Below are 25,500 nucleotides of genomic sequence, written 5' to 3'. Positions count from 1 at the left end.
TTTTAATTTGTCAATAATAAAACTAAAATTTCTTAAAAAAAACAAAAAAATAAAAAAATGTACATATTTTTTTAAAAAACTATTGACTATTTAAAAAAAATGAGGTAATAATATTGTTGTATTTAAAGTACAACAAAAATCAAGGAGGGGTAAAATGAGAAACATTTTAAAAAAACCGCTATTAGTATTAGCAGCAGGAACATTATTTTCAACAATAGCTTTAGGAAAAGCCACTGAAATAACTTTATGGGAACAGATGGAACCAGCAGTAAGACCTACTTATATAAAAATAGTTGATGAATTTATGAAGAAGAATCCAGATGTTAAGGTAAATGTAGTTCATTATTCCAATGAAGATTTAAGAACTCAGTTTCAAAATGCATCTTTAGCAGGTCAGGGTCCAGATATAGTTTATGGTCCAAATGATAATATAGGAATTTTTATGGTTTCAGATTTAATTAAGCCAATTGATAAAGTTGTATCTAAAGATTTAATTCAAAAATTTAATGAAGGAGCGTTAAAAAGTGGTATGTATGATAATCAATTATATTTACTACCGGAGTTCTTAGGAAATCAAATAGCTCTTTTATACAATAAAGATATAGTAGCTAATGCACCAAAAAATTGGGAAGAATTTTTAAAAATAGCACAGGCAAACAGAACTGTAGATGCAAAAGATAAGGCTAATTCTAAATACGGATTCCTATATAATGAAAAAGAACCATTTTGGTTTGTAGGATTCTATAACGGATTTGGAGGAGAAATTTTTGATAGTAAAAATAATCCGACTTTAGATAATCAAGCTATGATAGATGCTTTAACTTTTGTAAGAGATATTAGAGCAAAGTATAACTTGGGAGAAGCAGGAATGGATTATGATATTGCTTCTCAACTGTTTAAACAAAATAAAGCTGCTATGATATTAAATGGAGCATGGTCTTGGAAAGAATATGAGGATGCAGGAATAAATTTAGGAGTAGCTCCTATGCCAATTCCTTCAAAAAACGGTTATGCATTATTTACAAATGCATCTAAAGGATATTCATTGTCAGAAAATACATCAGATAAGAAAACAGAAGCTTTAAATAAGTTCTTCGATTATATTTTCTCTCCAGAGATAAATGCAGAAATTTCTTTAAATCAATCGCAAGCTCCAGGAATAGAGGCAGCTAGAGAATTATCACAAGTTAAAAATGATAAATTAATGCAAGATTCAATTGAGACAATTAAGTATACTGTTCCTATGCCAGTTGTACCAGAGATGAGAGCTATCTGGGATGCAGTGAGACCAAATTTAGAAGCTGTTTTAAATGGAAAAATGACTCCAGAAGATGCAGCTAAAAAGATGCAAAAAGATGCAGTAGATGGAATTAAAATTATTAAAGGTGAGTAATAAAATTGAGAGGTTGGATTTTATCCATCCAACCTCTAAAATTAAAAGGAGACGATTATGAGTGGAAAAGGAAGACTAGTAGGTAAAAATACACCATATTTATTTATAGCACCAGCTTTTATAGTGATGGCAATAATGGTATTTTATCCTTTAGGCTATGGATTTTGGTTATCTTTAACAAATATGAGTTTAAGAACATTTAAAAATCCTGGTTTTGTAGGATTGCAAAATTATATTAGAGTATTTCAAGATCCAGAAGTATTAGCAACTTTTATCAGAACTATAATTTGGACTTTTGTAAACGTATTTTTTCATGTAACTATTGGATTATTTTTAGCAATATTACTGAATAGAAAACTACCAGGAAAATCTATTTTGAGAGTTTTTCTTATAATTCCTTGGGCAATGCCTCAATATATAGCAGCTCTTACTTGGAAAGGTATGTTTAATCAAAATTTTGGAGCTATAAATTTAATGCTAGGTTGGTTTGGAATACAAAATCTACCTTGGTTAAGTGATCCAAAGCTAACTTTTTATGCGGCAATAATAACGAATATTTGGTTAGGATTTCCATTTATGATGATGATAACGTTAGGAGGATTACAATCAATTCCAGCAGAATTATATGAAGCAGCTGATATAGATGGTGCTAGTCCTTGGAGCAAATTTAAAGATATAACATTACCTCTATTAAAGCCAACTTTAACACCTGCAATTATATTAGGAACAATTTGGACGTTTAATATGTTAAACATCATAATCATCTTAGCTGGTGGATATGGAAACAAAGAAACACAGATATTGGTAACAGATGTTTATAGATTGGCATTTAATTTCTATAGATATGGATTTGCAGCAGCGTATTCAGTATTAATATTCCTATTTTTACTTGTATTCTCTGTAATATATGTGAGAAAGAGCAATATTTTTAAGGAGGAGTCAAGATGATTGAAAAGAACATTCATTTTGAGAAAAATGACAGTTGGAAGAAAATAATTGGAATTTACACAATATTAATAATATTTTGTTTGATAACATTATATCCATTATTAAATGTTTTATCTGTAGCCTTAAGACCGGGGGATCAATTATTTTCAACAAGTTTAAGAATAATACCCGAAGATGCTACCTTAGATAATTTCAGGAAAGCCATATTTGAAACGGATCTTTTAATTTGGTTAAAAAACTCTCTTATTATCTCAACATTAACAGCTATAATAGGAGTATTTATCTCAATAACTGCAGGATATGCATTTTCTAGGTTTTCATTTTGGGGAAGAAAAGTTGGTATGATGACATTTTTGGTAACACAGATGTTTCCAGCACCAATGTTATTGTTACCAATGTTTATAATATTGGTAAAATTAAAATTAATGAATAGTTTTTTAGGGTTATTAATACCTTATGTGGCTGTATCAGTTCCTTTCTCAGTCTGGATGTTGAAAGGATACTTTGATACAATTCCAAAGTCATTGGAAGAAAGTGCATATATTGATGGTTGCAAAGTTTGGCAAGTTATGTATAAAATAGTGTTACCAGTTACAACTCCAGCCCTTGCAATAACAGCATTATTTTCATTTATGACAGCTTGGTCTGAGTTTGTAATAGCAAGAATAATTTTAACATCAGCAGAGAAATTAACTTTACCAGTGGGATTAGTTAATCTTCAAGGTTCTTTTAGTGCAGAATGGGGGACATATTCAGCCGCAGCACTAATAACAAGTGTACCAGTTGTTATACTATTTATTAGTTTATCAAGATATCTTGTAGGAGGATTAACTGTTGGAGGAGTTAAAGAGTAGGAGGATATTTTGATAGAAAATGAAAAAATTTTAGAAAATTTAGAGAAAATTGGTTTTGGAAGAAAAGAAGCGGAGGTTTTTTTAGAGTTAGTTAAAAATCCAGGAGCTAACGGCTCTCAAATTGCAAAAGCGCTTGGATATCCAAGAACAACAGTTTACCAAAATTTAGATATTTTACAAAAAAAAGGATATATTAATTCATATTTAGATAAAGAAATAACTTTGTATGAAGCGATTGATTTAAATGAACTTTTTGAAAATTATAAAAAAGAAGTAAATAGTGCAACAAAATTTTTAAAGGATGAATTAAATAAAGTAGAAGTAAATGGAAAACAAAAGCAATTTTATAATTTGAATTCTTTTGATGATGTGAAAGATAGATTTAGAAATATATTAAAAAGAGCAGAAAAAATTGTATATATAAATACTAATTTAGATTTATTTGAATTTGAAAAAGATTTTAAAAGGTTAAAAGAAAAAGGTATTAGAGTTATATTGTTTAGTTTTAATAAAATAGATTATATGAGTCTTGGTGTTGAAACATATATAAGAGATAGCTTCAATTTTAATGTAACTGATTCAGAAAAAAGAATAATGGTAGCAGTTGATTTATTTGCAGCAATAATTGCAAGTAACTACGAAGGTGAGTTTTGTGGAACATATTCAGAAAATAAGCTTTTAGTTAATATTGTAACAGAACATATAAAAAATGATATTCACTTAATGAAATTGGAAAATAGATTTGGGAAGGATGTCAATAAAATAATAACATTAGATTTTTAGAAAAGAGAGGGGAGTTAGATGAAAAATCTATTTTTTTTAGGAGCTTTATTATCAACAGTTGTAATAACAGGTTGTACACCAACAACACCAATAAAAGAAAATACTTCTATAGTAAAAGAACAAGGAGTTAAAATATATGGTGTGAAAGATACTACTTCAAGGGATTATCCATTAATATTAAAAAATAATGAAATATCAACAGACAAATTTTTTATGAATATTTCATTTAATAAAGATAGTATTGATGTTTCAATAAAAAATATATCTAAAGATGTTATTTTTATAAATTGGTCAGATACAAAATATATTGGATTTAATGGAAAAGAGCAAAGACTTTTTGATATGAATGAAAAATCTAAAGGATTCTATACAAAAGCTTTAGACTTTGGTTTAAGACCAGGAGAATCTACATCAGCAAAATTAGTTCCTGTTGACAATTTAAAAGTTTTATTTGGAAGTTCAGCAAGTTCTCAAGATATCTTTATTGATAAATCTTTATTTGAAGGAGAAAAATTAACAAGAGATTATGCACAAATGATTATCCCTATAAATCTTGATTCTAAAAAAGGTCCAATAATAACACCAAATATATATTTTGGAAATAGTGCTAATTCTAAAGAGGTACATCAATTATTACAAACTAAAGTGAATAAAAAAATAGTTAAATCTAATACACAAGAAGCATCAGAATTAAACAATATAAAGGCTGAAAATAATAAACTAAGCAATGAGATAAACAATAAAGATGAGATAATTAAGCAATTAAAAGAGAAAGCTAGGTTAAAGGCTGAATTAGAGAAAAAAGAGTTAGAGATTCAAGAACTTATGAAAAAATTAAATGAAAAATAATAAGTGAGGAGAATAGAATATGCTAATTGAGAAAAATCTTTTAAAAGGTAGAATAGAAAAACAGGTAGAAATTTTATTTAATAAAAGTATAAATGAAGCAAACTCTTTTGAAATTTACCAAGGATTAAGTAAAGCTTTAATCGAAAGTATTTCTAAAAATTGGTTAGAAACTAGAAAAAAATATGAAAGTGGTAAACAAGCATTTTATTTCTCAGCAGAATTTTTAATGGGAAGAGCTCTAGGAAATAATTTGATAAATTTAGGAATTGAAAAAGAAGTAAAAGAGATATTAAAAGAGATTGGATTTGACATAAACATAGTTGAAGACGCCGAAGAAGACGCAGGTTTAGGAAATGGTGGACTTGGAAGACTAGCTGCATGTTTTATGGACTCTTTAGTAACTTTAGATCTACCAGGACAGGGATATGGGATTAAATATAAAAATGGAATTTTTAAGCAAAAAATAGTTGATGGATTCCAAATTGAAACTCCAGAAACTTGGTTAAAATATGGTGATGTTTGGACAATATGTAGACCATTCGATGAAGTTATAGTTGAATTTGGTGATAGTAAAGTTAGAGCAGTTCCTTATGATATGCCAATAATAGGGTATGGAACTGAGAATGTGAACACTCTTAGATTATGGGAAGCTAAATCTATAAATGAGTTAGATTTAAAGGCTTTTAATGATCAAAATTATGATAAAGCTTTAAAGGAAGTTAATGAAGCAGAAGATATATCTAGAATTTTATACCCTAATGATTCAACAAATGAGGGTAAAAAACTTAGATTAAAACAACAGTATTTCTTTACATCTGCATCATTACAAGATATAGTGAGAAAATTTAAGAGATTACATGGAACTGATTTTAGAAAATTACCAGAATTTGTATCAATTCAACTAAATGATACTCATCCAGTAATTGCAATACCAGAACTTATGAGAATTTTATGTGATATAGAGGGACTATTATGGAAAGATGCATGGAAAATTGTAGAAAAAACATTTGCATATACAAACCATACAATATTATCAGAAGCATTGGAAAAATGGTGGATTGGCCTTTATGAAGAGGTAGTTCCTAGAATATTTCAGATAACAGAAAGAATACACTTTCAATTTTTAAATTTTTTAGAAGAAAAATATCCCGATGATAAAGCTAGAAGAGAAAGAATGTCAATAATCCAAGGGGATTTAATACACATGGCATGGCTTGCTATATATGGATCATTTGCGACTAATGGAGTTGCAGCACTGCATACAGATATTTTAAAGCATATAGAGTTAAAAGAGTGGTATGAGCTGTTTCCAGAAAGATTTTTAAATAAAACAAATGGAATAACTCAAAGAAGGTGGCTACTTCAATGTAATCCAGAATTATCTAATTTAATAACTGAATTAATTGGAGATAGATGGGTTACAGATTTTTCTCAAATGAAAAATTTAGAAAAATATTCAGCAGATAAATCGATTATTGAAAACTTCTTAAATATAAAATTAGAAAAGAAAAAGCAATTAGCAAAATATATTGAAGAAACTCAAGGAATAAAAATTAATCCAGATTCAATTTTTGATATTCAGATAAAAAGATTACATGAATATAAGAGACAACTTCTAAATATACTTCATATTTTAGATTTATATTATAGATTAAAAGAGAATTCAAATTTAGAAATTCATCCTGTAACATATATATTCGGAGCAAAATCTGCTCCAGGATATATGAGAGCTAAAGGGACAATTAGATTAATCAATGAGGTAGCAAATCTTATAAATAATGATAAAGATATTAAAGATATGATAAAAGTTATATTTATAGAAAATTATAATGTTTCAGTTGCACAACTTTTATTCCCAGCAGCGGATATATCAGAACAAATATCAACAGCTGGAAAAGAAGCTTCAGGAACTGGGAATATGAAATTTATGATAAATGGAGCTTTAACTTTTGGAACTTTAGATGGAGCTAATGTTGAAATTGTTGAAGAGGCTGGAATAGAGAACAACTATATTTTTGGATTGAAAGTTGAAGATATAGAAAAGTTTAAAAAAGAGGGATACAATCCAAGTATTCCTTATAAAAATACAATTGGATTAAAAAGAGTTGTAGATGCTTTAATAGATGGGACATTAAATGATGAAGGAACAGGACTTTATAAAGAGTTATACGATTCATTATTAAAAGGAGCTTCTTGGCACAAACCAGATCAATATTTTGTGCTACAAGATTTTGAAGCATTTAGAGAAACACAAGGGAGAATAAATAAAGAGTTTTCTAATAGAGAGAATTGGGGAAAGAAAGCTTGGATAAATATTTCAAATGGTGGTAAGTTTTCATCAGATAGAACAATAGATGAATATGCAAAAGAAATTTGGAAAATCGCCCCTCAAAGAATTTAATATAAATAAAAACTACCATATATTTATGGTAGTTTTTGTCTATTAAAAATTAGGAGTTGAGAAATGAAGATACTTGCAGTTAGTGATGAAGCAACATTGGAGAGATATTCTCCTGAAATTTTAAAAGAGATGTTTAAAGATATAGAATTGATAGTATCTTGTGGAGATGTTAGTAATAAATATTTAGATTACCTTTTTACTGTTTTAAATAAAGAGCTAGTTTATGTTAATGGAAATCATATATATGCAGGTGATCATGATATAAGTTTTTGTAAAAATATAGATGGTGGAGAGAATTGTACGGTAAAAGGGGTAAAAATTGTTGGATTTGATGGAAGTCAAAGGTACTCAATGGGAGCACATCAATACAGCGAAAAAGATGTTTTTTTTATGGTTATGAAAAGTTATGTTAAAACAATGTTTAAAACAGTTGATTTAGTTATTAGTCATTCACCTATTGGAGGAATAAATGAAGGTGATGATCCAATACATAAAGGTTTTAATAGTTATAGAAAAGCGATTGATCTTTTAAAACCAAAATATTGGTTACATGGACATATCCATTTAAAAAGTCACCATGAGATTCAAGAGGGCCAATTTGAAAATACAAAAATAATAAATGTATTTGGATATAAGGTCTTAGATTTGGATTTCTCTTAGGAGGGAAAATGAAATTTGACATAGATAAAGAAGAAGCTGAACTAGCCTTTAAAAAGGCTTTGAGAAAAACTAGATTTAATTTTTTTGATAGAGAAAATAGAAAAATAAAGGAATTTAGTGTCGTAGAAAAAGAGAATCAACTATCTAATAGAATTTATTTAGGTGTAAAAGAAGTCCCCATTGGAAAAATTATTGGAACTGTTGAAAAAGCTCAGGATTTTGATAAAGATTTTAATCCATTAAGAGAAGAGTCCAAAGGAAGATGGAGTTCAGTATATATAAAATATTTAGAAAGTGGAAGTTTGCCACCAGTTATTTTATATAAATTTAGAGAGGAATATTATGTATACGATGGAAATCATAGAATTTCAGTAGCTAAAAATTTAAATTTTCATTCAATAGAAGCAGAAGTCTATGAGTTTTTTTCTCAAAATAATGAAGAGATTGATAAACTCTCAAGAGAAAGATTTAGTTTTGAAAAGGAAAGTGGCTTAAGTAATATAGAATGTTCAAGAGTAGAGAATTACAAGGAATTAAGAGAAGAGGTTAGAAAGTTTTTAAATCTTTACTTTTTAGGAGAAGAAAATTTAGAGAAAGCAATTGTGTGGTATCAAAGAGTTTTTACTCCCATTGTAAATATATTAATTTCTAATTTTAAAAATTTAGAAAATGAAAATAATGGAGATATTTTTGTAGAGTATTTAAAATATAAAAATACGTATAGGCTAGGAAATAAATATCAAAGAGGCTATACAAATACATTAATTGATTATTTAAATAGAAATAAAATTTTATTAGTAAAAGATTTAAAAACAGATATTAATTTAGATAGTTTTTTAATAGATGATTTTAGAAAACTCTATTATATTGATAAAATTATATTTTATACTGATGATACAAAAGGAAAAATAAAAGCTATTAGAGAATATTCTAAAAAGCAGTTTAGAAGAGAAACATTAATAATAGGAGAAATTGCTCTATTTAATCTAGTTAATGATATTCCAGGATTTATTGTTGGAATGCAAAGATGGTTTGAGCAAGTATATAATTTCTATAAAGAAGAAATTATATTAAAATCTAAACAATTAAATTTAACTTTAGATGGCTTAAATTTAGAAGAGATAGTTGAAGATTGTATAAGATATTCTAGATATTATAGAAAAAAAGAAGGTAAATTATTAACGAAAAAAGAACTTATTTATAGCTATATTTTAGATATATATTTACCTATTTTTATTATGTTTCAAGAGAATGAACTTGAAAAAAATAGAAATAAGCAATATTTAAAAATAAGTCAAAGTTATCTTTATTATACGAGATATGGAGGATTAGATAATTTAAGAGAGTTTATAGAAAAAAATATAGTGAATAAAGAGGAATATAAAATAGGAGATTTTACTCTAAGTAAAAATATAAAGTTAAATTATAATTTAGACAAGGAGTTAGAAAACTATTGGTCTTTAAAAGATTATGGAGGAACACAAAATTATGAAACTATCTATCGGCTTAAAGAATATATAAAGTTTTTAAATATAAAAACTTTAGAAGAAATTAATAAAAAATTTAAAGAAGATATAGAGAAATTAATAAAAAATAGAGAGATTTTAATTCAGTACAATAATAGTAGAGTCTTAAATGTTGTAAAAGGAAAATGGGAACAGTATACATTTATAGATTACTATGGAACATTAGTATAAAAAGGGAACTTTTTTAAGTTCCCTTTTTATATACATTAATCAATAACTATAAATAAAGACTTATCAACTTCAGCCCAATTATATACAAATTGAGCATGAGAAGCAGAAGATCTAACACACATATGTGAAATAGGAAGAGATCCTAAAGAATTGCTATATTCGATGATGCTTGTTCTTGGAAGGTCTACAGGAAATCCATGGAAATAACCACCACCAGAGAATCTTGTAGCATAAGGAGAATAACCACCAGGTTCAGATTCATTTCCAAATTTCATATAATCCATTCTTTTCAATTTGTTTTGAGTTACAAAAACTCCTAACGGAGTAGCATAACTATAGGGTAACTTATCTTTTCCAGTAGTAATAGGATTTTTACTTCTTATTTTCCAAATACCTCCCACTCTTTCAAGAGTAACAACGTTTTGAAAACTTCTATTTATAACAATTATTTTATTAAATCTTTTAGTTGGAAGAGTTTCTATATACCTATTTGGGATATACCAAATACCATCAATATCCTTAGCTTGAACCTTAGAAAAATTTCCATTTCGTGATAAAATTTTTACTAAACTACCGTCCCAAGCATATCTTTCAGGTTGATTTAAATTATTTTCAGAATATAAAGGTATTCCTTGATTTCTTCGAACGCCATATATATCAGATTCTGGAGGAGATTTCATTTTTATAGCTGGTCCAGGTTTTCCATTTACATTTTTATAATTTTTTAAAGATCCTAAATTATATTGATCGTGAGTAAAGTTATCAACATCATCTAATATATTAGATATTTTTGTCCAGTCGTAACCTCTATGTTGAGTATAGTTGTCTCCTATTTTTATTATGTAGGCATCAGGTAAAGTATACTTATCGTATAAAAGTTCTTTTTCAATGATAGCTGATTTAGAAAATGAAAATAATGTAAGTAGAAAAAAAGCTATGGATAATTTAAGATTAAAAATTTTTATCATAATATTTCTTCACTCTCCTTATATATTTAAAAGTATTCTACAAGATAATACTCTACTCTCCTTTTATAAATTTAAATTAAAGGAAAAAAAATAAAAAAAAGAATAAAAAAATATAAATAAAAAGCGGAGGTAAAGGAATGAGGATACAAACAACATGTAGTTTTTGTGCTACTGGATGTAATTTAGAGTTTGAAGTGGAAAATAATAATATATTGTCTTGTAAACCAGCAATAACACATCCAGTTAATAAAGGTTTAGCTTGTATAAAAGGAAGAAACATAGCTTATCAAAATTCAATGGAGCATAGAGTTACTACACCATTATTGAGAGATGAAACAGGAAAAATGAATCCAATTTCTTGGGAAAAAGCATATGAAATTATTGCAGAAAAATTTATTGATATAAATAATAAATATGGAAGAGGATCTTTAGCTTTTTTAAGTACAGGTCAGATACCTTTAGAAGAAATGGCGATTTTAGGTTATGTAGGAAGATTTGGATTAGGAATGGAAGGTGATGGAAATACAAGGCTATGTATGGCAACAGCAGCAGTTTCTTATAATCAATCTTTTGGATTTGATGCACCTCCATACTCTTGGAATGATTTAATGACAACAGAGTTAGCTATTTTTATAGGATCAAATCCAGCTATTAGTCATCCAGTTCCATGGTGGAGATTAAGAAAAGAGAATAAGGATGCAGAGATAGTAGTGATTGATCCTAGAAAAACAGAAACAGCAAAAATGGCTAACATGTGGATACCTATAAAATTAAAAGGAGATTTATCTTTACTTTATACTTTAGCTAATCATTTAATTGAAAAAAATTACATAGATGAAGAGTTTGCTAGAAACAAAATAGAGAATTTTGATGAATTTAAAAAATTTGTATCGGAATACACTTTAGATAAATTAGAAGATAGTTGTGGAATAAAAGATAATGTATTAATAGAATTAGCAGAAAAAATACATAATAAAAAAAAGGTGTCGTTTTGGTGGACTATGGGTGTAAATCAAAGTTATGAAGCCACAAGAACAGCAGAAGCAATAATAAATATTTGTTTTTTAATAAAAGCTATTGGAAAAGAAGGGTGTGGGCCCAACTCCTTAACCGGGCAATGTAATGCTATGGGTTCTAGACTTTATAGTGCAGAAACTTGTCTTTTTGCTGGAAGGAAATTTAATTCAGAAAATGATAGAAAAATAATAAGAGATATTTTAGAAATACAAGATGAGATAATTCCAACAAGAGCAACATTGGCATTTAATGAAATTATTGAAAAGGTAGAAACAAAAGATATTAAAGGACTTTGGATAATAGCAACTAATCCAATGGTATCTTATCCACACAATACACTTATGGAAAATTTTAATTCAAAAATTGATTTTCTAGTAGTACAAGACATATATTATGATACAGAAACAGCAAAAGAGGCAGATTTATTTTTACCGACAGCGACATCTCTAGAAAAAGAAGGAACTTTTATAAATACTGAGAGAAGACTTGGGGCAGTTCAAAAAGTAGTTGAACCTCCAGAAGGAATAAAAAGTGATTATGAAATAATACTAGAAATTGGAAAAGCTTTAGGGTTAAATGATAAATTAAAATTAGATAAATGGAAGACTCCTAAAGATGCTTTTAATTTGATGAAAGCTATATCTGAAGGGATGCCTTGTGATATAACAGGAGTTGAATATGACAATTTAAAAAATAGTAATGGAGTTCAATGGCCTTTAAGATATAAAGAAAATTTAGAGAATGATTATAGAATATTGTTTGAAGATTATAATTTTTATACAGAAAATAAAAAAGGAAAATTTATATTTGAAGCTCCACAAGAATATCCAGAAATTCCAAATGAGCAGTATCCGTTTTATTTAATTACAGGAAGAGGAGGAGTAGGTCTTTGGCATACGTTAACAAGAACAAGGAATATGCCAATAGTACAACATACATATCCAAAGGAAGACTATTTACTAATAAATCAGCAAGATGCGGATGCTTTAAAAATAAAGGATGAGGATCTAGTTTTGGTATCATCTAAAAATGGAAATTGTAATATAAAAGTTAAAATAAGCGACGAAGTAGTAGTAGGACAAGTTTTCATATCTATGCATTATAATGTGGCAAATAGACTAACAGATTCTCTATATGATCCATATTCAAAAGAGCCATCTTATAAGTATGCAACAGTATCTATAAAGAAAATTTAAATTAGGAGGCTTTATGGCAGAAAGTAGTTTAATAGAAAAATTAAAAAAATATCCTTCGGGAGCCTCGGCTTTAGGACTGGGTATAGTTGGATTAGGTTCAGCATGGGAAGGGATAGGTTATAAGTATGGAGAAGTTATATTTTTAGGTACAATTTTAATCTCTTTAGTTTTAGTTATTACTTATATTTCAAAAATTATATTTTGTTATAGTTCATTTCTAGATGACATACAGGACACAATGAGAGGTGCTGTCATTACGTCATTGGATATGGCAATTTTAATAATATCAACATATATATATCGATATAATCCAGAAATAGGAAGATTGATTTGGTTTATAGCTTCTTTAGTTCACCTTACTCTTTGGTTTACATTTACATATTATAGAATTAAATTAGGAAAACTTCTAGAGTTTCATTTTGGATGGTTTGTAACTTACGGAGGAATAATAACAGTAGCTGTAACCGCAAAAAATATGGGATTTGATCCTTGGGCTAAATCATTTTGGTGGATAGGACTCATTTCAGTGATAGTATTGTTACCAATTATAATAATACGAGGAATAAGATTAGGGTTTGAAAATAAATATAAAATTACTATTCCTGTAGTGGCTGCTCCAGTAAATCTTTTATTAGCAGGATATTTAAGTGGAATATTTGAAGTTAATCAAACAGTTGCTTGTTTGTTGGCAATAGCAGCTTTTACAGGAACTTTTACAGCATGGGTAGGTGTTCTTCGAGCTAAAGTATTACCTTTTGCACCAACATTTGCGGCTTTTACATTCCCTTTAACAATAAGCGTTACTGCAGCAACTAGATTTGGAAAATTATACCCTAGTTTTTCTTTTATAGCTTGGATTGAAATTGTTATAACAACAATCTCTGTTTTATATACAATTTATAGATTTTCAGAATTTTATTTTTTTAAGAAAGATTAAGAGAGGATGACCTAAATTATATTAGGTCATCCTCTCTCATCATATTGATCAACTTTTCAAAAATATTATCAATGTCATTAATATCGATAATATCTAAACTTTCTCCATTCTCAATAAAATCTAAATCACTTACTAAAAATTTTAAATTATTTTTATTAGATTGGCTAATATTAGATACTTCTTTTCGAATAACTTCTATTTTAGGATAAGAACTATTTTTAAAACCTTCTAGAATTATGAAATCATAATTTTTGAAGAAGTCTAAGTAGAAATTCAAATCTTTTTCAATAGAATTTTCTAAGAACATATATTTACTTTTTGAAAAAATAAGTGTTCCTAATGCACCTGATTTTATATGTTTATCAGTATCTGAATCAAGATTATCCATTTGAAAATCATGACCATCATGTTTTATAGTTCCAACTTTAAAACCATTTTCTACAAATTTTTTTATAAGTTTTGTAATCAAAGTTGTTTTTCCGGAATTTTTAACTCCAGAAATTGCAAAAAAATTAGTTTTTTTACTTTTAGTTAAGGAATTATAATCTTCTAGAGTATTAATATTTTTTAAGATGTTTTTATCATCAAAAATAGTATATTTTAAATCAATAAATTTAATATCAAGTTTGTTCATTAGGTTTAAAACTTTAAAATCGTCATTATCAATAGCATCTTTAATTATAGAAAGCGATTTTTTAGTATAAATCCCAAGTAAAGGATGAATAAATCCATCTTTATCTCTAACTATAAAAGCGTCATGATAAGGTGAAACGAAACTAGCTATATATTCAATAAAATCTTTAGTTAAGTTAGGAACATCACATGGAACAGTAAAAATATAATCTAAGTCACTTTCTAAAATACCTTTATATAAACCAGATATAGGACCAATTTCTTTATAATCATCATCAATTCTAATAAAATTATCTGTAGAAATATCCTGTTCACTATTTAAGGATAGATAAATTTTACTAAAATCGCAAAAAAGATGGTTTAGTCGATTTAAAAAAGTTTCGTTGTTATATTCCAATAAAGCCTTATTACAGTAATTCATTCGACTGCCTTTTCCACCTGCTAAAATTAAAACATTAATATCTTTAATTTTAATCAATTAAAATCACCGTAACCTTATCTCCTTCGTTTAAACATGGTGTTCCTGGTGAAATTTCAACAATAGCATTTTTTCCAATAAGAGATGATATAGTTCCTGAAGAATGTTTTTGATCGTTTAAACAAATATAACCGTTTTTAAAGTATCCTCTAATAAAACGTCTTTTAGAAGATTTTTTATTGAAACTACCTTTAACTATTCCTTCGACAATTGCTGTATTTTTTATACTGTTAGAACTAAGTTTAGATAAAATTGGTCTCCCTAAAAGTTCAAAATTAACTAAAGATGCAAAAGGATTTCCTGAAAGAGAAAGTATTAATTTTCCATCCTTTTCAGATGCTAAAACAGGAGTTCCAGGTTGGATATTAATTTTCCAAAAAAGTCTGTTGGCATTAAGTTCTTTTATTACATCGTGCATAATATCTTTTTTTCCAACAGATACCCCACCTGTAGTTATTAATAAATCTATATTTTTAAGTTCTTTGGATATAAAGTTTGAAACCAATATTGAGTCATCGCTCATTGGAGGATACATAACGCCTTCAATTCCTAAATGTTTTAATTTACTGATAAGAGTGAAAAGATTACTGTTATAAATTTTACCTTTTTCTAGAGTTTCTCCTGGCATAGTTAATTCGCTTCCTAAACTTAAAATACCAACTTTAGGTTTTTTTAAAACTTTAATAGTATTAATTCCTAAAGAAGCAAATACTCCAATATGATTATATGTAATGATTTCACCTTTTTTTACCACAAGATCATTAACTTTTAAATCTTCACCTAAGAAACAAAAATTTTCAAAGGGTTTAAGTTCTTTAGTTATATATAAAACTTTAGTTTCTTCGTTAAAAACTACATCTTCTTGTTTAATAACACAATTACATCCTTCAGGAATCGGTGCCCCAGTCATTATTCTAAAAGCTTCTTTAGAAGAAATCTTTTTATTAGAAAAATCTCCTGCAAAAATTTCAGAAATAACATTAAATGCTATAGGATTTTCGACACTAGCACCGTTACTATCGTTACTATTAAAAGTAAAACCATCTAAAGGAGAACGATTAAATGGAGGATTGTTCAAAGGAGATAAAATATCTTCGGCTAAGACAAAGCCTAAACTATCTAAAATATATTTTTCTTCAACAGTGTTTAAGGGTTGTATTTGTTTTAATAGAGTTTCAAGGGCGCACTCTAAGCTAATTTGCTCCATATCAATAACACCTCGCATAAATTTAATTAAATAATTTCTTTTTAATAATATAACATAAAATATGGAAAAAAAGTATTTAAAAATTATGATATAATATAATAAAAACTAGGGGAGTAAAATATGGAGATAGATATATATAAATTAGGGGAAAGATATAATTTAACAGAATCAGAAGAGTTAGCATTAAGTTATATAGTAAATAATATAGATAAGGCTTTGGAAATTGGTGTTAGGGGAGTAGCGAAAGAATGCTTTGCATCAACTTCAGTAGTTATGAATTTATCTAAAAAATTGGGGTATAAAGGATTTATAGATATGGTTTATAGATTAGAATTGACTTTAAAATCAAATGTAGAAAAAAAGAGTGTTACAGAAAATTATTGTTTAGATTTTTCTTTACAAAAAGGAATGAAGTTTAAGAATCTTTTGAAGCGAAAAAAAAATAAGCCAATTTTTGTTCATGGAGTAGGTTTTTCAAATCCCATTGCAAAATATATCTCGGATAAACTAATGGTAATTGGTTATTTTTCTATGATGTCAGAATATATGGAGAATGTAGAAAGAGATTATGAAGAAAGACCTGTATTAATAGTAGTTTCAAAATCAGGAGAAACAGCAGCAATTTTAAATTTATGTCAAAAAGCTAAAGCAAAAGAAGTACCTATAATAGTTTTGACTGGGATTAAAAATAGTAGTATGGAAGAGCTCGCTGAACTAAGTTTTGTAATAAAAAACAGTAATTTACTAGATGATAGAAATTTAGAAAAAAATGATTTTTTTGGAAATGCTATATTGTTTTTTGAAGAATTAGTAGAAGAATATTTAAAATAATGATGGAGGATTTGTTCCTCCATTTTTTATTTGGATTAATTAAATTGACAAAATTAGAATAAAACATTATAATTAAATCATCTTTTAATTTGATAATCAAATATTTTAAAAATATATAATAATTGGAGGGAGATGAGAGTGTTTAAAATAAGATATAAATCACATCATGATGTTAAGGATATAATTTTATCTAAAAATAGAAGAAAATTAAAGTTACCGCAGTCATATTGGAGATTGATGGAAAAAGAACCAGAAGATTTAGATGGTGGAATATATGTACATGTGCCTTTTTGTGATAAAATTTGTTCATTTTGCAATATGAATAGGAAGCAGTTAGATAATGATTTAGAGGATTATACAAAATTTTTAGTGAAAGAAATAAATAAGTATAGAAATAAAATTTATATACAGAAAAAGAAATTTTCAGTAATATTTTTTGGAGGAGGAACACCTACGATATTGAAGCCTCATCAGCTTGAAGTAGTTTTATCAACTTTAAGAGAGGTATTTCCTTTGAGAGAAGATTATGAATTTACATTTGAAACGACACTTCATAATTTGACTTGGGAAAAGTTGGAAGTTATGAAAAAGTATGGAGTTAATAGATTGAGTATAGGTATACAGACTTTTTCAAATAGAGGTAGAAAATTGCTGAATAGAACCTATGATCAAGATTTCGTAAAAAAAAGATTAAAAGAAATTCAAGTAAAGTTTCGAGGATTAGTTTGTCTAGATATTATATATAATTATTTAGACCAAAGTATCGAAGAAGTTAAAGAGGATGCTAGAATCGTATCAGAAATATCTCCTGATAGTGTAAGTTATTATTCTTTAATGATTCATGATGGATCTGAAATATCAAAAGATTTAAATTCTGGAGAGAAAAACTTTGATTATAAAACTGAACGAGATAAAGAATTACATGATGCATTTTTAGACTTTTTATTGGAGAGTGGGTACAAAGTTTTAGAGCATACCAAATTAACAAAAGGAACAGATTCATATAAGTACATCAGAAATGTCCATAAATTAAAAGATTTAATTCCAATTGGAATAGGAGCAGGAGGAAGAGTTCAAAATATAGAGTTGTATCATTTAAATAGATTAGTTTCTTTTTATTCCTTAGATACGGAAGAAATAATGAAATTAAAGAAAATCTCAGGTATCACTCAATATGAAGATGTTCAACTAGAAAAGCTAAGTAATATAGTGAAGGAAAAATATAATGAAATATATGAGGTTTTAAAAGAGTTAGAAAAAACTGGGTATATATCTATAGATAGAGAAAAAAATTTTTATAGATATACAAAGAAAGGAATATTTTGGGGAAATAATATATCTGCACTCTTAGTTGAAAAATATCTTGAAAATAAATTATAAAAAAATAGGCATAAGAATGTAAGAATTCTTATGCCTATAATATTTTATTTAGTTTGTTGAAGTATTTTCAACATCATCTAAATCTGATTTTATTTTTTTTAAGAAATCTACTGTTCCCCAAAATAGAGGAAATTTTTTTGTAGGAATATCAGTAGCTACTTGGACATCTGTTGCATTATCTTCTTGAGAAGGAGGAGGCAGTGTAGCGCCAAGAGCTGAAAAAATAAATCCAAGAGAAAAACTTGTTAAAAATATTCCTGAGATAGTTTCTAGAACGCAAAGTAATCGTATATATGCATTTAAAGGAGAAATACTTCCAGAACCTACAGTGGTAAGACTTCCTAAACTAATATAAAGATGATTAAGGAAATTTTCCAAATTAAATGTAGAGGGTTTATCAACACCTATAAAAAGATTGTCTTGTGCCATTAGATTTAAAATATAATAGAAAGAACCAAAAGCCAATCCTAAAGTAATGTATGTTAAAAAGGTAGTAAGAATATCTAATCCTTTAATTTGTCTTTTTTTATTTATAAGCATAATAAATTGTTTAGATACAATAATAATTATTAAAGACATTGAAACCAAGATGGAGATAATATGTAGAAATTTAATAATAAAACTATCTAAGAATATATTTAAAAATATATAATCAACTCCACCTAAAATTGGAATTAATAAAATAAAATATAAAATTAGAAAAATAGAAAAAATCACATGATTTCTTAAAAATCTTTTTAGTTTTGGTCTGAAAAAATAAACAAATGGATATATAATAAAAAACATAGATATTATCATTATAAAGCTACTAGTAATAAATTCTCGGGAGGAATTTATTGTGTTTGAAGTATAAAGTTCCCAAGCTGTAAATAAAATCGAAATTATTAAAGAAAAAGTTCGTATTTGTTCCTTTTTTAAATCATTTATACTTTTGATATTCTTAATACTTTTGATATTATTTAATAGTCTTAAGAAAAAATCTTTATAATTTATCATAATTTTAAGTATCCTCCAAAAAAATATTTTCTATAACAAAATTTACTGAAAGATTTTCAATTTCCTTTAAAAATTATAGAAGAAATATTTGACAATTAGAACAAAGAGTAATAAACTTGAAAAGTAGAAAGATATTAATAAATTAATTTAAAGGGGGAGAACAAATGTCAAAAGAAAAAAAAGATAATCTGATACTGAAGTTAGTTATTGGAGTTATCGCAGGATTAATTATTGGATTGTTTTCTAATGAATCAGTAATTGGAGTAATTCAAACTATTAAATTTATATTAGGTCAAATTATTTCATTTACAGTTCCATTGATTATTTTAGGATTTATAGCACCTGCTATAACAAAAATGAAAGCTAATGCGAGCAAAATGTTGGTTGCTATGTTAATATTAGCCTATCTATCATCACTAGGAGCAGCTATATTTTCAATGCTTTCAGGGTATATGATTATTCCGATGTTAAATATATTGACAGTGGTTGATGGCTTAAAAACACTACCACCAATGATATTTAAGTTAAATATACCACCGGTGCTTTCTGTTATGTCAGCTTTAGTTTTAGCTTTATTTTTAGGGTTAGCAATAGTATGGACAGATTCTAAAAAGTTAGAAGCAGCTTTAGATGAGTTTAACAATGTTATTTTATCGATAGTTTACAAGATAATAATTCCAATACTACCACTTTTTATAACAACAACTTTTGCAACACTTGCATATGAAGGTAGTATAACAAAACAATTACCAATATTTTTAAAAGTCGTTGTAATTGTTTTAGTAGGACATTTTATATGGTTATCTATTTTATATACAATAGGTGGAGCGGTATCAAAGCAAAATCCATTAAATTTATTAAAATCTTATGGACCTGCATATTTGACTGCTGTAGGAACAATGTCTTCAGCAGCAACTTTGCCAGTAGCTTTAGCTTGTGCTAAAAAATCAAAAAGTTTAGATGATGATATAGCAAATTTTGCAATTCCTCTAGGAGCTACAGTTCATCTATGTGGATCAGTTTTAACAGAAGTTTTCTTTGTGATGACAGTTTCTCAAGTGCTTTATGGAACACTTCCTTCAGTAGGGACAATGGTATTATTTGTAGTTTTATTAGGTATATTTGCAATAGGTGCTCCAGGTGTTCCTGGAGGAACAGTAATGGCATCACTTGGAATAATATCATCAGTATTAGGTTTTGATGATACTGGAATAGCTCTTATGTTGACAATATTTGCTTTACAAGATAGCTTTGGAACGGCTTGTAATGTTGTTGGAGATGGAGCTTTGGCACTTATATTAAATGGGATTTTTAAAAAAGATAAAAGTCTGCAAAATTAAAAAAATAAAAAACTCTCCAGACTTGTAAAAGGAGAGTTTTTTTTATATAATATTCTAATCATTGTTTTGCGGAGGAGAGATGTATAAAAGTTATATATATGAGGATATAGAAAATAAACTTGAAGAGTTTCAAGAATTAGATAAGAACTTTTTTTTAGATAAAGAGGGTATGTATTATACTATAGAAAATAAAAATGAAATTATAGCATATATTTTATTAGAAAAAAATGAAAATGATTATGAGTTAAAAAGAATTTTTGTAAGAAAGGATGAAAGATTTAAATCTTACGGAACAAAACTTTTACTTTTTATTATTAATAAAAAAATAAAAAAAGGAAATTTAATTGTAGGTAAAGATAATTCAATTTCAGATTTTTTAATAAAGATAGGTTTTAAAAAGAAAGAAGATGGAGAGTTTATAATAGAAGATGTAGAAAATAAAGATTTTAGAAAAAAGGAGGGACAAAAAACAGTAATAGCATCAATATTTTGGAATATAATTTTGGCTGCTACAAAAATAGGATTTGGATATATAGGTAAATCAAGAGCATTATTAGCAGATGGATTTAATTCGCTTTCAGATGTTGTAACTTCTAGTGGGATTTTATTAGGAATTCATTTTAGTAATATACCAGAGGATGAATCGCACCCTTTTGGGCATGAAAAGATAGAAAGTGTAATTGGAGTAATAATGGGAATTTTTATGATACTTACAGCTTTTGAGTTAGGAAAGGGAGGAGTAGAAATTCTTTTTTCAGGAGAAAAAAGAGAAGTTCCTGAAATGCTAACAGTTTATTTTGCCCTATTTTCATCAGTTGTAAAATATTTTATGTATAAACAGAAAATAAGAGTAGGATTAGAAACAGAAAATAGTGCTCTGATAGCAGATGCTAAAGATAGTAGAAATGATATATTTGCATCTCTTGGTGTGGTATTAGGAATTTTATTGTCTATTTATGTAAATCCAATATTCGATTTAATAATAAGTATATTAGTTGCTGTATTGATATTTAAAGAAGGAGTTAGTGTAATACTAGAAACAACAGATACTATCTTAGATAAACAAGATATGGAATTCATTGAAGAAATAAAAAAATATATATATGAAAATACAGATATAAAAAATGTTCATGATATTATGATGAGAAAATCAGGTGATAAGATATTTTTAGAATTACACATAAGAGTGCCAAAAGACATGAGTGTTTATAATGCACATAAAATATCAGATGACTTAGAAAATTCTATCAAAGAGGATTTTCCATTGGTAAAGAATGTTATTATTCATTTAGATTGTTTATTGAATTAAAAAAAGTCTGCTTAATTGCAGACTTTTTATACATCATCATACTTTTCAAAATCATTATGTTTTAACATTGTTTGCACCTTTTTTATGTAAGCATCCTTCAATTCAGAGTAATTAGTTAAACCATGTGCAATTTTTTCAGGTGGTTCACCTGCATGAACTTTAGTTCTAAGAGATTTGTAAGCATTAACTCTAGAAAGAGTTAGAACAAAATCTTTAACAGAGTCTTTAATAGAATCATACTCTTTATAAGTACGATTTGTATGCTTGAAAGCATTCATACCAAAAAGATTATTTTTTTCTTTAAAAACTTTTGATGTTCCCCAACCACTTTCAATAGCAGCTTGCGAAAGAATAAGTGACGTGGGATATTTAATCATTCTTTTTTTTAGTTCAGACCAATTATATGCTGAGACCTTATAAGATTTAAAAATTCTATCTAATTCTTTTTTTTCCTCAGGAGTATGAGAATTTTTTTTAGATAATATTTCTATTATAGAAATATCTCTATCAATTTCTTTGTTTACGATTTCAATACTAGGCAGGAGCATTGAAATAAAAACTTCTTTTCTATTACGTATGCTTAATTTTTTCAAATCCAATCCATCTAAAGAGTAAACATGATTTCCAGTAGGTTTATTCTCTAAATCTTTTAATGTTTTTACTTCGATAGTTTTATAGTTAATTTCGTGTGGGATATGGAAATCCCCATCAATAGAGAATGAAAAAGATGAATAAAGGAAGAAAATGAGCATACTAATAATTAATTTTTTTAACATAGCTTCTCCTTTATCAATATAATATTTTTAATATACGTTAAATTATACATTATGATATATTAAAAATCAATAAAAAATTTACACGGAGCTAAAGGTATAGTATAATGAAACGATATAAAATATTAAATTATGGTAGGAGAGGGCAATAAATGTTAGAGCAAAAAAAATCATTATTTTCAATAACGATTCCAATATTTTTAGAGCTATTATTAGTAACTGTAGTTGGAAATATTGATACTATAATGTTAGGTAGATTTAGTGATAAAGCTGTAGGAGCAGTAGGGGGAATGAGCCAAGTTTTATTAATCCAAAACACAATTCTAAGTTTTATTTGTTTGGGGACAACAATTCTTATGTCTCAGTATGTTGGTGCAAAAAATCATAAATCTACAAAAGAAGTTATAGCGGCATCCTTAGTAATGAATGTGGTTATTGGTGCAGTTTTAGGATTAATATATTTAGTTGCATGGGAATGGATTTTGATAAAGATAAAATTACCATTGAGTCTTAGAGAGATTGGTATGAACTACTTTAAATTAGTAGGTGGACTTTGTATATTTCAAGCAATATCTCTTACAAATGGAGCAATATTAAAAAGCTATGGAAATACAAAGCCTATGCTATTTATAAATGTTGGAGTTAATTTATTAAATATCTTAGGGAATGGAATGTTTATTTTTGGATGGTTAGGAGCACCAATTTTAGGAGTAACAGGTGTTGGACTATCTACAGTTTTTTCAAGATTTATAGGTGCGATAATTTCATTACTTGTAATGACAAATTATTGTAAATTTAAAATTGTAGAAGATTTGAAGAGATTTACTCGTGAAAAAGTTAAGCAAATTTTATCGATTGGAATTCCTACAGCAGGAGAACATTTAACATGGAGTTTGACACAAGTTATAATTTTAGCTATGGTAAATACGATGGGAACAATTGAGATAACAGCAAGAACGTATTTAGCACTTATATCTTCATTTATTATGATTTTTTCAATTGCTTTAGGACATGGAACAGCAATACAAGTAGGACAACTTGTGGGAGCCGGAGATAAAGATAGAGCATATAATCAATGTATGAAAAGTTTAACTTTATCTTTTATAGCAGCAGCGTTAGTTTCAGTTATAGTTTATTTTTTAAGATTCCAAATAATGGAGTTATTTACTAAAGATATGGAAGTTGTGAAAGCAACGGCAAAAGTTTTTCCATGGTTGATTTTTATAGAAACTGGAAGAACGTTTAATATTGTAGTTATAAATGCACTTCATGCAGCAGGAGATATAAAGTTCCCAATGATAATGGGATGCATTGTTATGCTAGGAGTAGCGGCACCGTTATCGTGGTTATTGGGAATAAGAATGGAATGGGCATTAGTTGGAGTATGGATAGCTAACGGAACAGATGAGTGGATAAGAGGTTTTGCAATGTTATGGCGTTGGAAAACAAAAAAATGGATGGCTAAAGGATTTGTATAGAAATAAAAAAACGGATTTTTAAATCCGTTTTTTTTATTTAAATTAATAACTTAAAATTCCAAATTTAACAAGTATCATAGCGATAGAATAAATAACAGGAAATGTAATAGCAGTTCTTAAAATAAAGAATTTAGCTACATCTAATATAGAGAATCCCATTTTTGAATTAACAAGAATCATACCAGTTTCACTTAAGAATATCAATTGTGCGAAAGAAAGCGTTCCAACTATAAATCTAGCTACTTCACTTGTTGTATTTTCAATAAATAAAGCAGGTAGATACATATCAGAAAAACCAACAATCATAGCAGGAGCCATTTGTGATGCTACTTCATGAGTAAAGCCTAATCCTCTTAAAATAGGCATTAAAGGCATAGATAGAATATTGAAGAAGCTAGTATTTTCTGCAATAACTAAACCAATAGATCCAACACACATAATAACAGGAATAAAAGTTACATAGATAACTAAAACTTTAAAAAGAGAATCCACAACAATCTCTTTTTCAGATGCTTTACCAGCTGTAGTAGTTGCTAAGTGAAGAGCTTCAGCAAAACTTCTAGCTCCACTATCATCAACTTTATTACCTTCGTAATACTCGTTTTTAAATTTTTTTAAAGGTAATCTAGCAATTATAAAACCAGCAATTATAGTTGAAAAAGCAATAGTTCCATAAAATATCCAAAATATTTTAGAAAATTTTAATAAATCAGCAACAACAGCAGCAAAAGATATTCCTACTATTGAGAATGATGTAGCAATAATTGCAGCTTCTCTTTGAGTATAATATCCTTTTTGATATTGTTGATCAGTAACTACAATTCCAATAGTTCCATCTCCAAGAAATGACGCAAGAGCATCGATAGCGGCATATCCTGGAACTTTAAATATTTTTCTCATAATTGGAGCGATTAAAGTTCCAATAAATTCAACTAATCCAAAAGATGTAAGAAGTGGCATAAGCATAACTCCTATGAAAAAAGTAACCATAAGAGGAGGAATCATATCTCCAGCCATTAATCCACCAGTGTTCTCATTACTTAAAAATTCAGGGGCAAGTCCAAGTGAGATTAAAATGAACATAAAAGAACCACCAATTCTTAAAATTCCACTTAATTTATCTGTAACGAATAAATCATTTAAGTATTGTTCTTTAAAATTCTTTTTGATAAATCCAAGAGTTGTTCCAGTAATAGTAATAACAGAACAAAACATTATTAAGAAATTAACCCAACTTGAAAAATTATTTAGAACAAAGTTTTTAAGGTGACCCATAATAATAGATGATTCACCACCAATTGTAATAGGAGCTAAGAATGCTAAAAGCCCTATGAAAGAATAAATACCAAATTTTAGTATTGCCATTATAAAA

Annotated in this window: 21 protein-coding genes; 15 read left to right on the top strand and 6 right to left on the bottom strand. The window is 27.5% G+C overall.

All coding sequences use genetic code 11. From position 1 onward, the window contains the following. Nucleotides 1–154: 154 nt before the first annotated feature. The 8 genes from MKD34_RS11175 (at nucleotide 155) to MKD34_RS11140 (ending at nucleotide 9,585) form a co-directional block, all read left to right on the top strand. Nucleotides 155–1,393, top strand: coding sequence for an extracellular solute-binding protein (locus MKD34_RS11175; protein WP_240220414.1), 1,239 nt, complete (start codon nucleotides 155–157; stop codon nucleotides 1,391–1,393). Nucleotides 1,394–1,450: 57 nt separating this feature from the next. Further along, on the top strand, nucleotides 1,451–2,341 hold the full coding sequence (locus tag MKD34_RS11170; RefSeq protein ID WP_023049676.1) for a carbohydrate ABC transporter permease: 891 nt from the start codon (nucleotides 1,451–1,453) through the stop codon (nucleotides 2,339–2,341). Beyond that, entirely contained in the window at nucleotides 2,338–3,195 is an 858-nt protein-coding gene (locus MKD34_RS11165; protein WP_240220412.1) for a sugar ABC transporter permease, read from the top strand. The genes MKD34_RS11170 and MKD34_RS11165 overlap by 4 nt, the downstream gene beginning before the upstream one ends. 9 nt (nucleotides 3,196–3,204) lie before the next feature. After that, nucleotides 3,205–3,978, top strand: coding sequence for a TrmB family transcriptional regulator (locus MKD34_RS11160; RefSeq protein ID WP_240220410.1), 774 nt, complete (start codon nucleotides 3,205–3,207; stop codon nucleotides 3,976–3,978). Between the two features lie 18 nt (nucleotides 3,979–3,996). Further along, the gene (locus tag MKD34_RS11155; RefSeq protein WP_240220408.1) at nucleotides 3,997–4,827 is read left to right on the top strand and encodes a hypothetical protein; all 831 of its coding nucleotides are present in this window, start codon (nucleotides 3,997–3,999) and stop codon (nucleotides 4,825–4,827) included. Between the two features lie 19 nt (nucleotides 4,828–4,846). After that, nucleotides 4,847–7,228 (top strand): glycogen/starch/alpha-glucan phosphorylase, encoded by a 2,382-nt coding sequence (locus MKD34_RS11150; RefSeq protein ID WP_240220406.1) that lies wholly within the window; start codon nucleotides 4,847–4,849, stop codon nucleotides 7,226–7,228. Between the two features lie 63 nt (nucleotides 7,229–7,291). After that, a complete protein-coding gene (locus MKD34_RS11145) occupies nucleotides 7,292–7,888 on the top strand; it encodes a metallophosphoesterase family protein (RefSeq protein WP_240220404.1) in 597 nt (198 codons plus the stop codon). 8 nt (nucleotides 7,889–7,896) lie between these two features. Next, entirely contained in the window at nucleotides 7,897–9,585 is a 1,689-nt protein-coding gene (locus tag MKD34_RS11140) for a hypothetical protein (RefSeq protein WP_240220403.1), read from the top strand. 35 nt (nucleotides 9,586–9,620) lie between these two features. Here MKD34_RS11140 and MKD34_RS11135 read toward each other — a convergent pair whose 3' ends face one another. After that, nucleotides 9,621–10,553, bottom strand: a complete 933-nt coding sequence (locus MKD34_RS11135; RefSeq protein WP_240220401.1) for a L,D-transpeptidase — start codon at nucleotides 10,551–10,553, stop codon at nucleotides 9,621–9,623. 137 nt (nucleotides 10,554–10,690) lie between these two features. Between MKD34_RS11135 and MKD34_RS11130 the strand changes: the two genes are divergently transcribed. Both MKD34_RS11130 and MKD34_RS11125 read left to right on the top strand, forming a co-directional pair. Continuing rightward, nucleotides 10,691–12,766 (top strand): molybdopterin oxidoreductase family protein, encoded by a 2,076-nt coding sequence (locus MKD34_RS11130; RefSeq protein WP_240220399.1) that lies wholly within the window; start codon nucleotides 10,691–10,693, stop codon nucleotides 12,764–12,766. A 13-nt stretch (nucleotides 12,767–12,779) separates the two neighbouring features. Further along, entirely contained in the window at nucleotides 12,780–13,703 is a 924-nt protein-coding gene (locus MKD34_RS11125; RefSeq protein WP_240220397.1) for an SLAC1 family transporter, read from the top strand. Between the two features lie 16 nt (nucleotides 13,704–13,719). Here MKD34_RS11125 and mobB read toward each other — a convergent pair whose 3' ends face one another. Further along, on the bottom strand, nucleotides 13,720–14,814 hold the full coding sequence (mobB, locus tag MKD34_RS11120; protein ID WP_240220395.1) for a molybdopterin-guanine dinucleotide biosynthesis protein B: 1,095 nt from the start codon (nucleotides 14,812–14,814) through the stop codon (nucleotides 13,720–13,722). Continuing rightward, nucleotides 14,807–16,021 (bottom strand): molybdopterin molybdotransferase MoeA, encoded by a 1,215-nt coding sequence (locus MKD34_RS11115; protein ID WP_240220393.1) that lies wholly within the window; start codon nucleotides 16,019–16,021, stop codon nucleotides 14,807–14,809. Before MKD34_RS11115 ends, mobB begins: the two co-directional genes overlap by 8 nt. A gap of 120 nt (nucleotides 16,022–16,141) precedes the next feature. Between MKD34_RS11115 and MKD34_RS11110 the strand changes: the two genes are divergently transcribed. Next, entirely contained in the window at nucleotides 16,142–16,852 is a 711-nt protein-coding gene (locus MKD34_RS11110; RefSeq protein ID WP_240220391.1) for a MurR/RpiR family transcriptional regulator, read from the top strand. Between the two features lie 138 nt (nucleotides 16,853–16,990). Then, nucleotides 16,991–18,232, top strand: a complete 1,242-nt coding sequence (locus MKD34_RS11105) for a coproporphyrinogen-III oxidase family protein (RefSeq protein ID WP_240220389.1) — start codon at nucleotides 16,991–16,993, stop codon at nucleotides 18,230–18,232. A 48-nt stretch (nucleotides 18,233–18,280) separates the two neighbouring features. On the opposite strand, the gene MKD34_RS11100 is transcribed toward MKD34_RS11105, so the two are convergent. Continuing rightward, nucleotides 18,281–19,228 (bottom strand): potassium channel family protein, encoded by a 948-nt coding sequence (locus MKD34_RS11100; RefSeq protein WP_240220387.1) that lies wholly within the window; start codon nucleotides 19,226–19,228, stop codon nucleotides 18,281–18,283. Nucleotides 19,229–19,392: 164 nt separating this feature from the next. On the opposite strand from MKD34_RS11100, the gene MKD34_RS11095 reads away from it, so the two are divergent. Both MKD34_RS11095 and MKD34_RS11090 read left to right on the top strand, forming a co-directional pair. Continuing rightward, on the top strand, nucleotides 19,393–20,568 hold the full coding sequence (locus MKD34_RS11095) for a dicarboxylate/amino acid:cation symporter (protein ID WP_240220385.1): 1,176 nt from the start codon (nucleotides 19,393–19,395) through the stop codon (nucleotides 20,566–20,568). A gap of 79 nt (nucleotides 20,569–20,647) precedes the next feature. After that, nucleotides 20,648–21,877: a GNAT family N-acetyltransferase gene (locus MKD34_RS11090; RefSeq protein ID WP_240220383.1), complete on the top strand. Its 1,230-nt coding sequence runs from the start codon at nucleotides 20,648–20,650 to the stop codon at nucleotides 21,875–21,877. A 26-nt stretch (nucleotides 21,878–21,903) separates the two neighbouring features. Here the strand turns inward: MKD34_RS11090 and MKD34_RS11085 are convergent, their stop codons facing one another. Further along, complete coding sequence (locus MKD34_RS11085; protein WP_240220375.1) at nucleotides 21,904–22,653, bottom strand: glucosaminidase domain-containing protein; 750 nt, start codon at nucleotides 22,651–22,653, stop codon at nucleotides 21,904–21,906. Nucleotides 22,654–22,802: 149 nt separating this feature from the next. Here MKD34_RS11085 and MKD34_RS11080 point away from each other — a divergent pair, with 149 nt between their 5' ends. Continuing rightward, nucleotides 22,803–24,128, top strand: coding sequence for an MATE family efflux transporter (locus tag MKD34_RS11080; protein ID WP_240220373.1), 1,326 nt, complete (start codon nucleotides 22,803–22,805; stop codon nucleotides 24,126–24,128). Between the two features lie 42 nt (nucleotides 24,129–24,170). On the opposite strand, the gene MKD34_RS11075 is transcribed toward MKD34_RS11080, so the two are convergent. Continuing rightward, nucleotides 24,171–25,493, bottom strand: a complete 1,323-nt coding sequence (locus MKD34_RS11075) for a YjiH family protein (RefSeq protein WP_240220371.1) — start codon at nucleotides 25,491–25,493, stop codon at nucleotides 24,171–24,173. Nucleotides 25,494–25,500 lie beyond the last annotated feature (7 nt).

Origin of the sequence: Cetobacterium somerae (genome assembly GCF_022430525.1) — a bacterium.
Taxonomy (GTDB): Bacteria; Fusobacteriota; Fusobacteriia; order Fusobacteriales; family Fusobacteriaceae; genus Cetobacterium_A.
This window is presented reverse-complemented; position numbering and strand designations above follow the sequence as displayed.

Excerpts from the sequence above, each read along its gene's own strand:
- MKD34_RS11175 (WP_240220414.1), top strand. The coding sequence starts at position 155 with ATGAGAAACATTTTAAAAAAACCGCTATTAGTATTAGCAGCAGGAACA.
- MKD34_RS11170 (WP_023049676.1), top strand. The coding sequence starts at position 1,451 with ATGAGTGGAAAAGGAAGACTAGTAGGTAAAAATACACCATATTTATTT.
- MKD34_RS11165 (WP_240220412.1), top strand. The coding sequence starts at position 2,338 with ATGATTGAAAAGAACATTCATTTTGAGAAAAATGACAGTTGGAAGAAA.
- MKD34_RS11155 (WP_240220408.1), top strand. The coding sequence starts at position 3,997 with ATGAAAAATCTATTTTTTTTAGGAGCTTTATTATCAACAGTTGTAATA.
- MKD34_RS11150 (WP_240220406.1), top strand. The coding sequence starts at position 4,847 with ATGCTAATTGAGAAAAATCTTTTAAAAGGTAGAATAGAAAAACAGGTA.
- MKD34_RS11145 (WP_240220404.1), top strand. The coding sequence starts at position 7,292 with ATGAAGATACTTGCAGTTAGTGATGAAGCAACATTGGAGAGATATTCT.
- MKD34_RS11140 (WP_240220403.1), top strand. The coding sequence starts at position 7,897 with ATGAAATTTGACATAGATAAAGAAGAAGCTGAACTAGCCTTTAAAAAG.
- MKD34_RS11135 (WP_240220401.1), bottom strand. The coding sequence starts at position 10,553 with ATGATAAAAATTTTTAATCTTAAATTATCCATAGCTTTTTTTCTACTT.
- MKD34_RS11130 (WP_240220399.1), top strand. The coding sequence starts at position 10,691 with ATGAGGATACAAACAACATGTAGTTTTTGTGCTACTGGATGTAATTTA.
- MKD34_RS11125 (WP_240220397.1), top strand. The coding sequence starts at position 12,780 with ATGGCAGAAAGTAGTTTAATAGAAAAATTAAAAAAATATCCTTCGGGA.
- MKD34_RS11115 (WP_240220393.1), bottom strand. The coding sequence starts at position 16,021 with ATGGAGCAAATTAGCTTAGAGTGCGCCCTTGAAACTCTATTAAAACAA.
- MKD34_RS11110 (WP_240220391.1), top strand. The coding sequence starts at position 16,142 with ATGGAGATAGATATATATAAATTAGGGGAAAGATATAATTTAACAGAA.
- MKD34_RS11100 (WP_240220387.1), bottom strand. The coding sequence starts at position 19,228 with ATGATAAATTATAAAGATTTTTTCTTAAGACTATTAAATAATATCAAA.
- MKD34_RS11095 (WP_240220385.1), top strand. The coding sequence starts at position 19,393 with ATGTCAAAAGAAAAAAAAGATAATCTGATACTGAAGTTAGTTATTGGA.
- MKD34_RS11090 (WP_240220383.1), top strand. The coding sequence starts at position 20,648 with ATGTATAAAAGTTATATATATGAGGATATAGAAAATAAACTTGAAGAG.
- MKD34_RS11085 (WP_240220375.1), bottom strand. The coding sequence starts at position 22,653 with ATGTTAAAAAAATTAATTATTAGTATGCTCATTTTCTTCCTTTATTCA.
- MKD34_RS11080 (WP_240220373.1), top strand. The coding sequence starts at position 22,803 with ATGTTAGAGCAAAAAAAATCATTATTTTCAATAACGATTCCAATATTT.
- MKD34_RS11075 (WP_240220371.1), bottom strand. The coding sequence starts at position 25,493 with ATGGCAATACTAAAATTTGGTATTTATTCTTTCATAGGGCTTTTAGCA.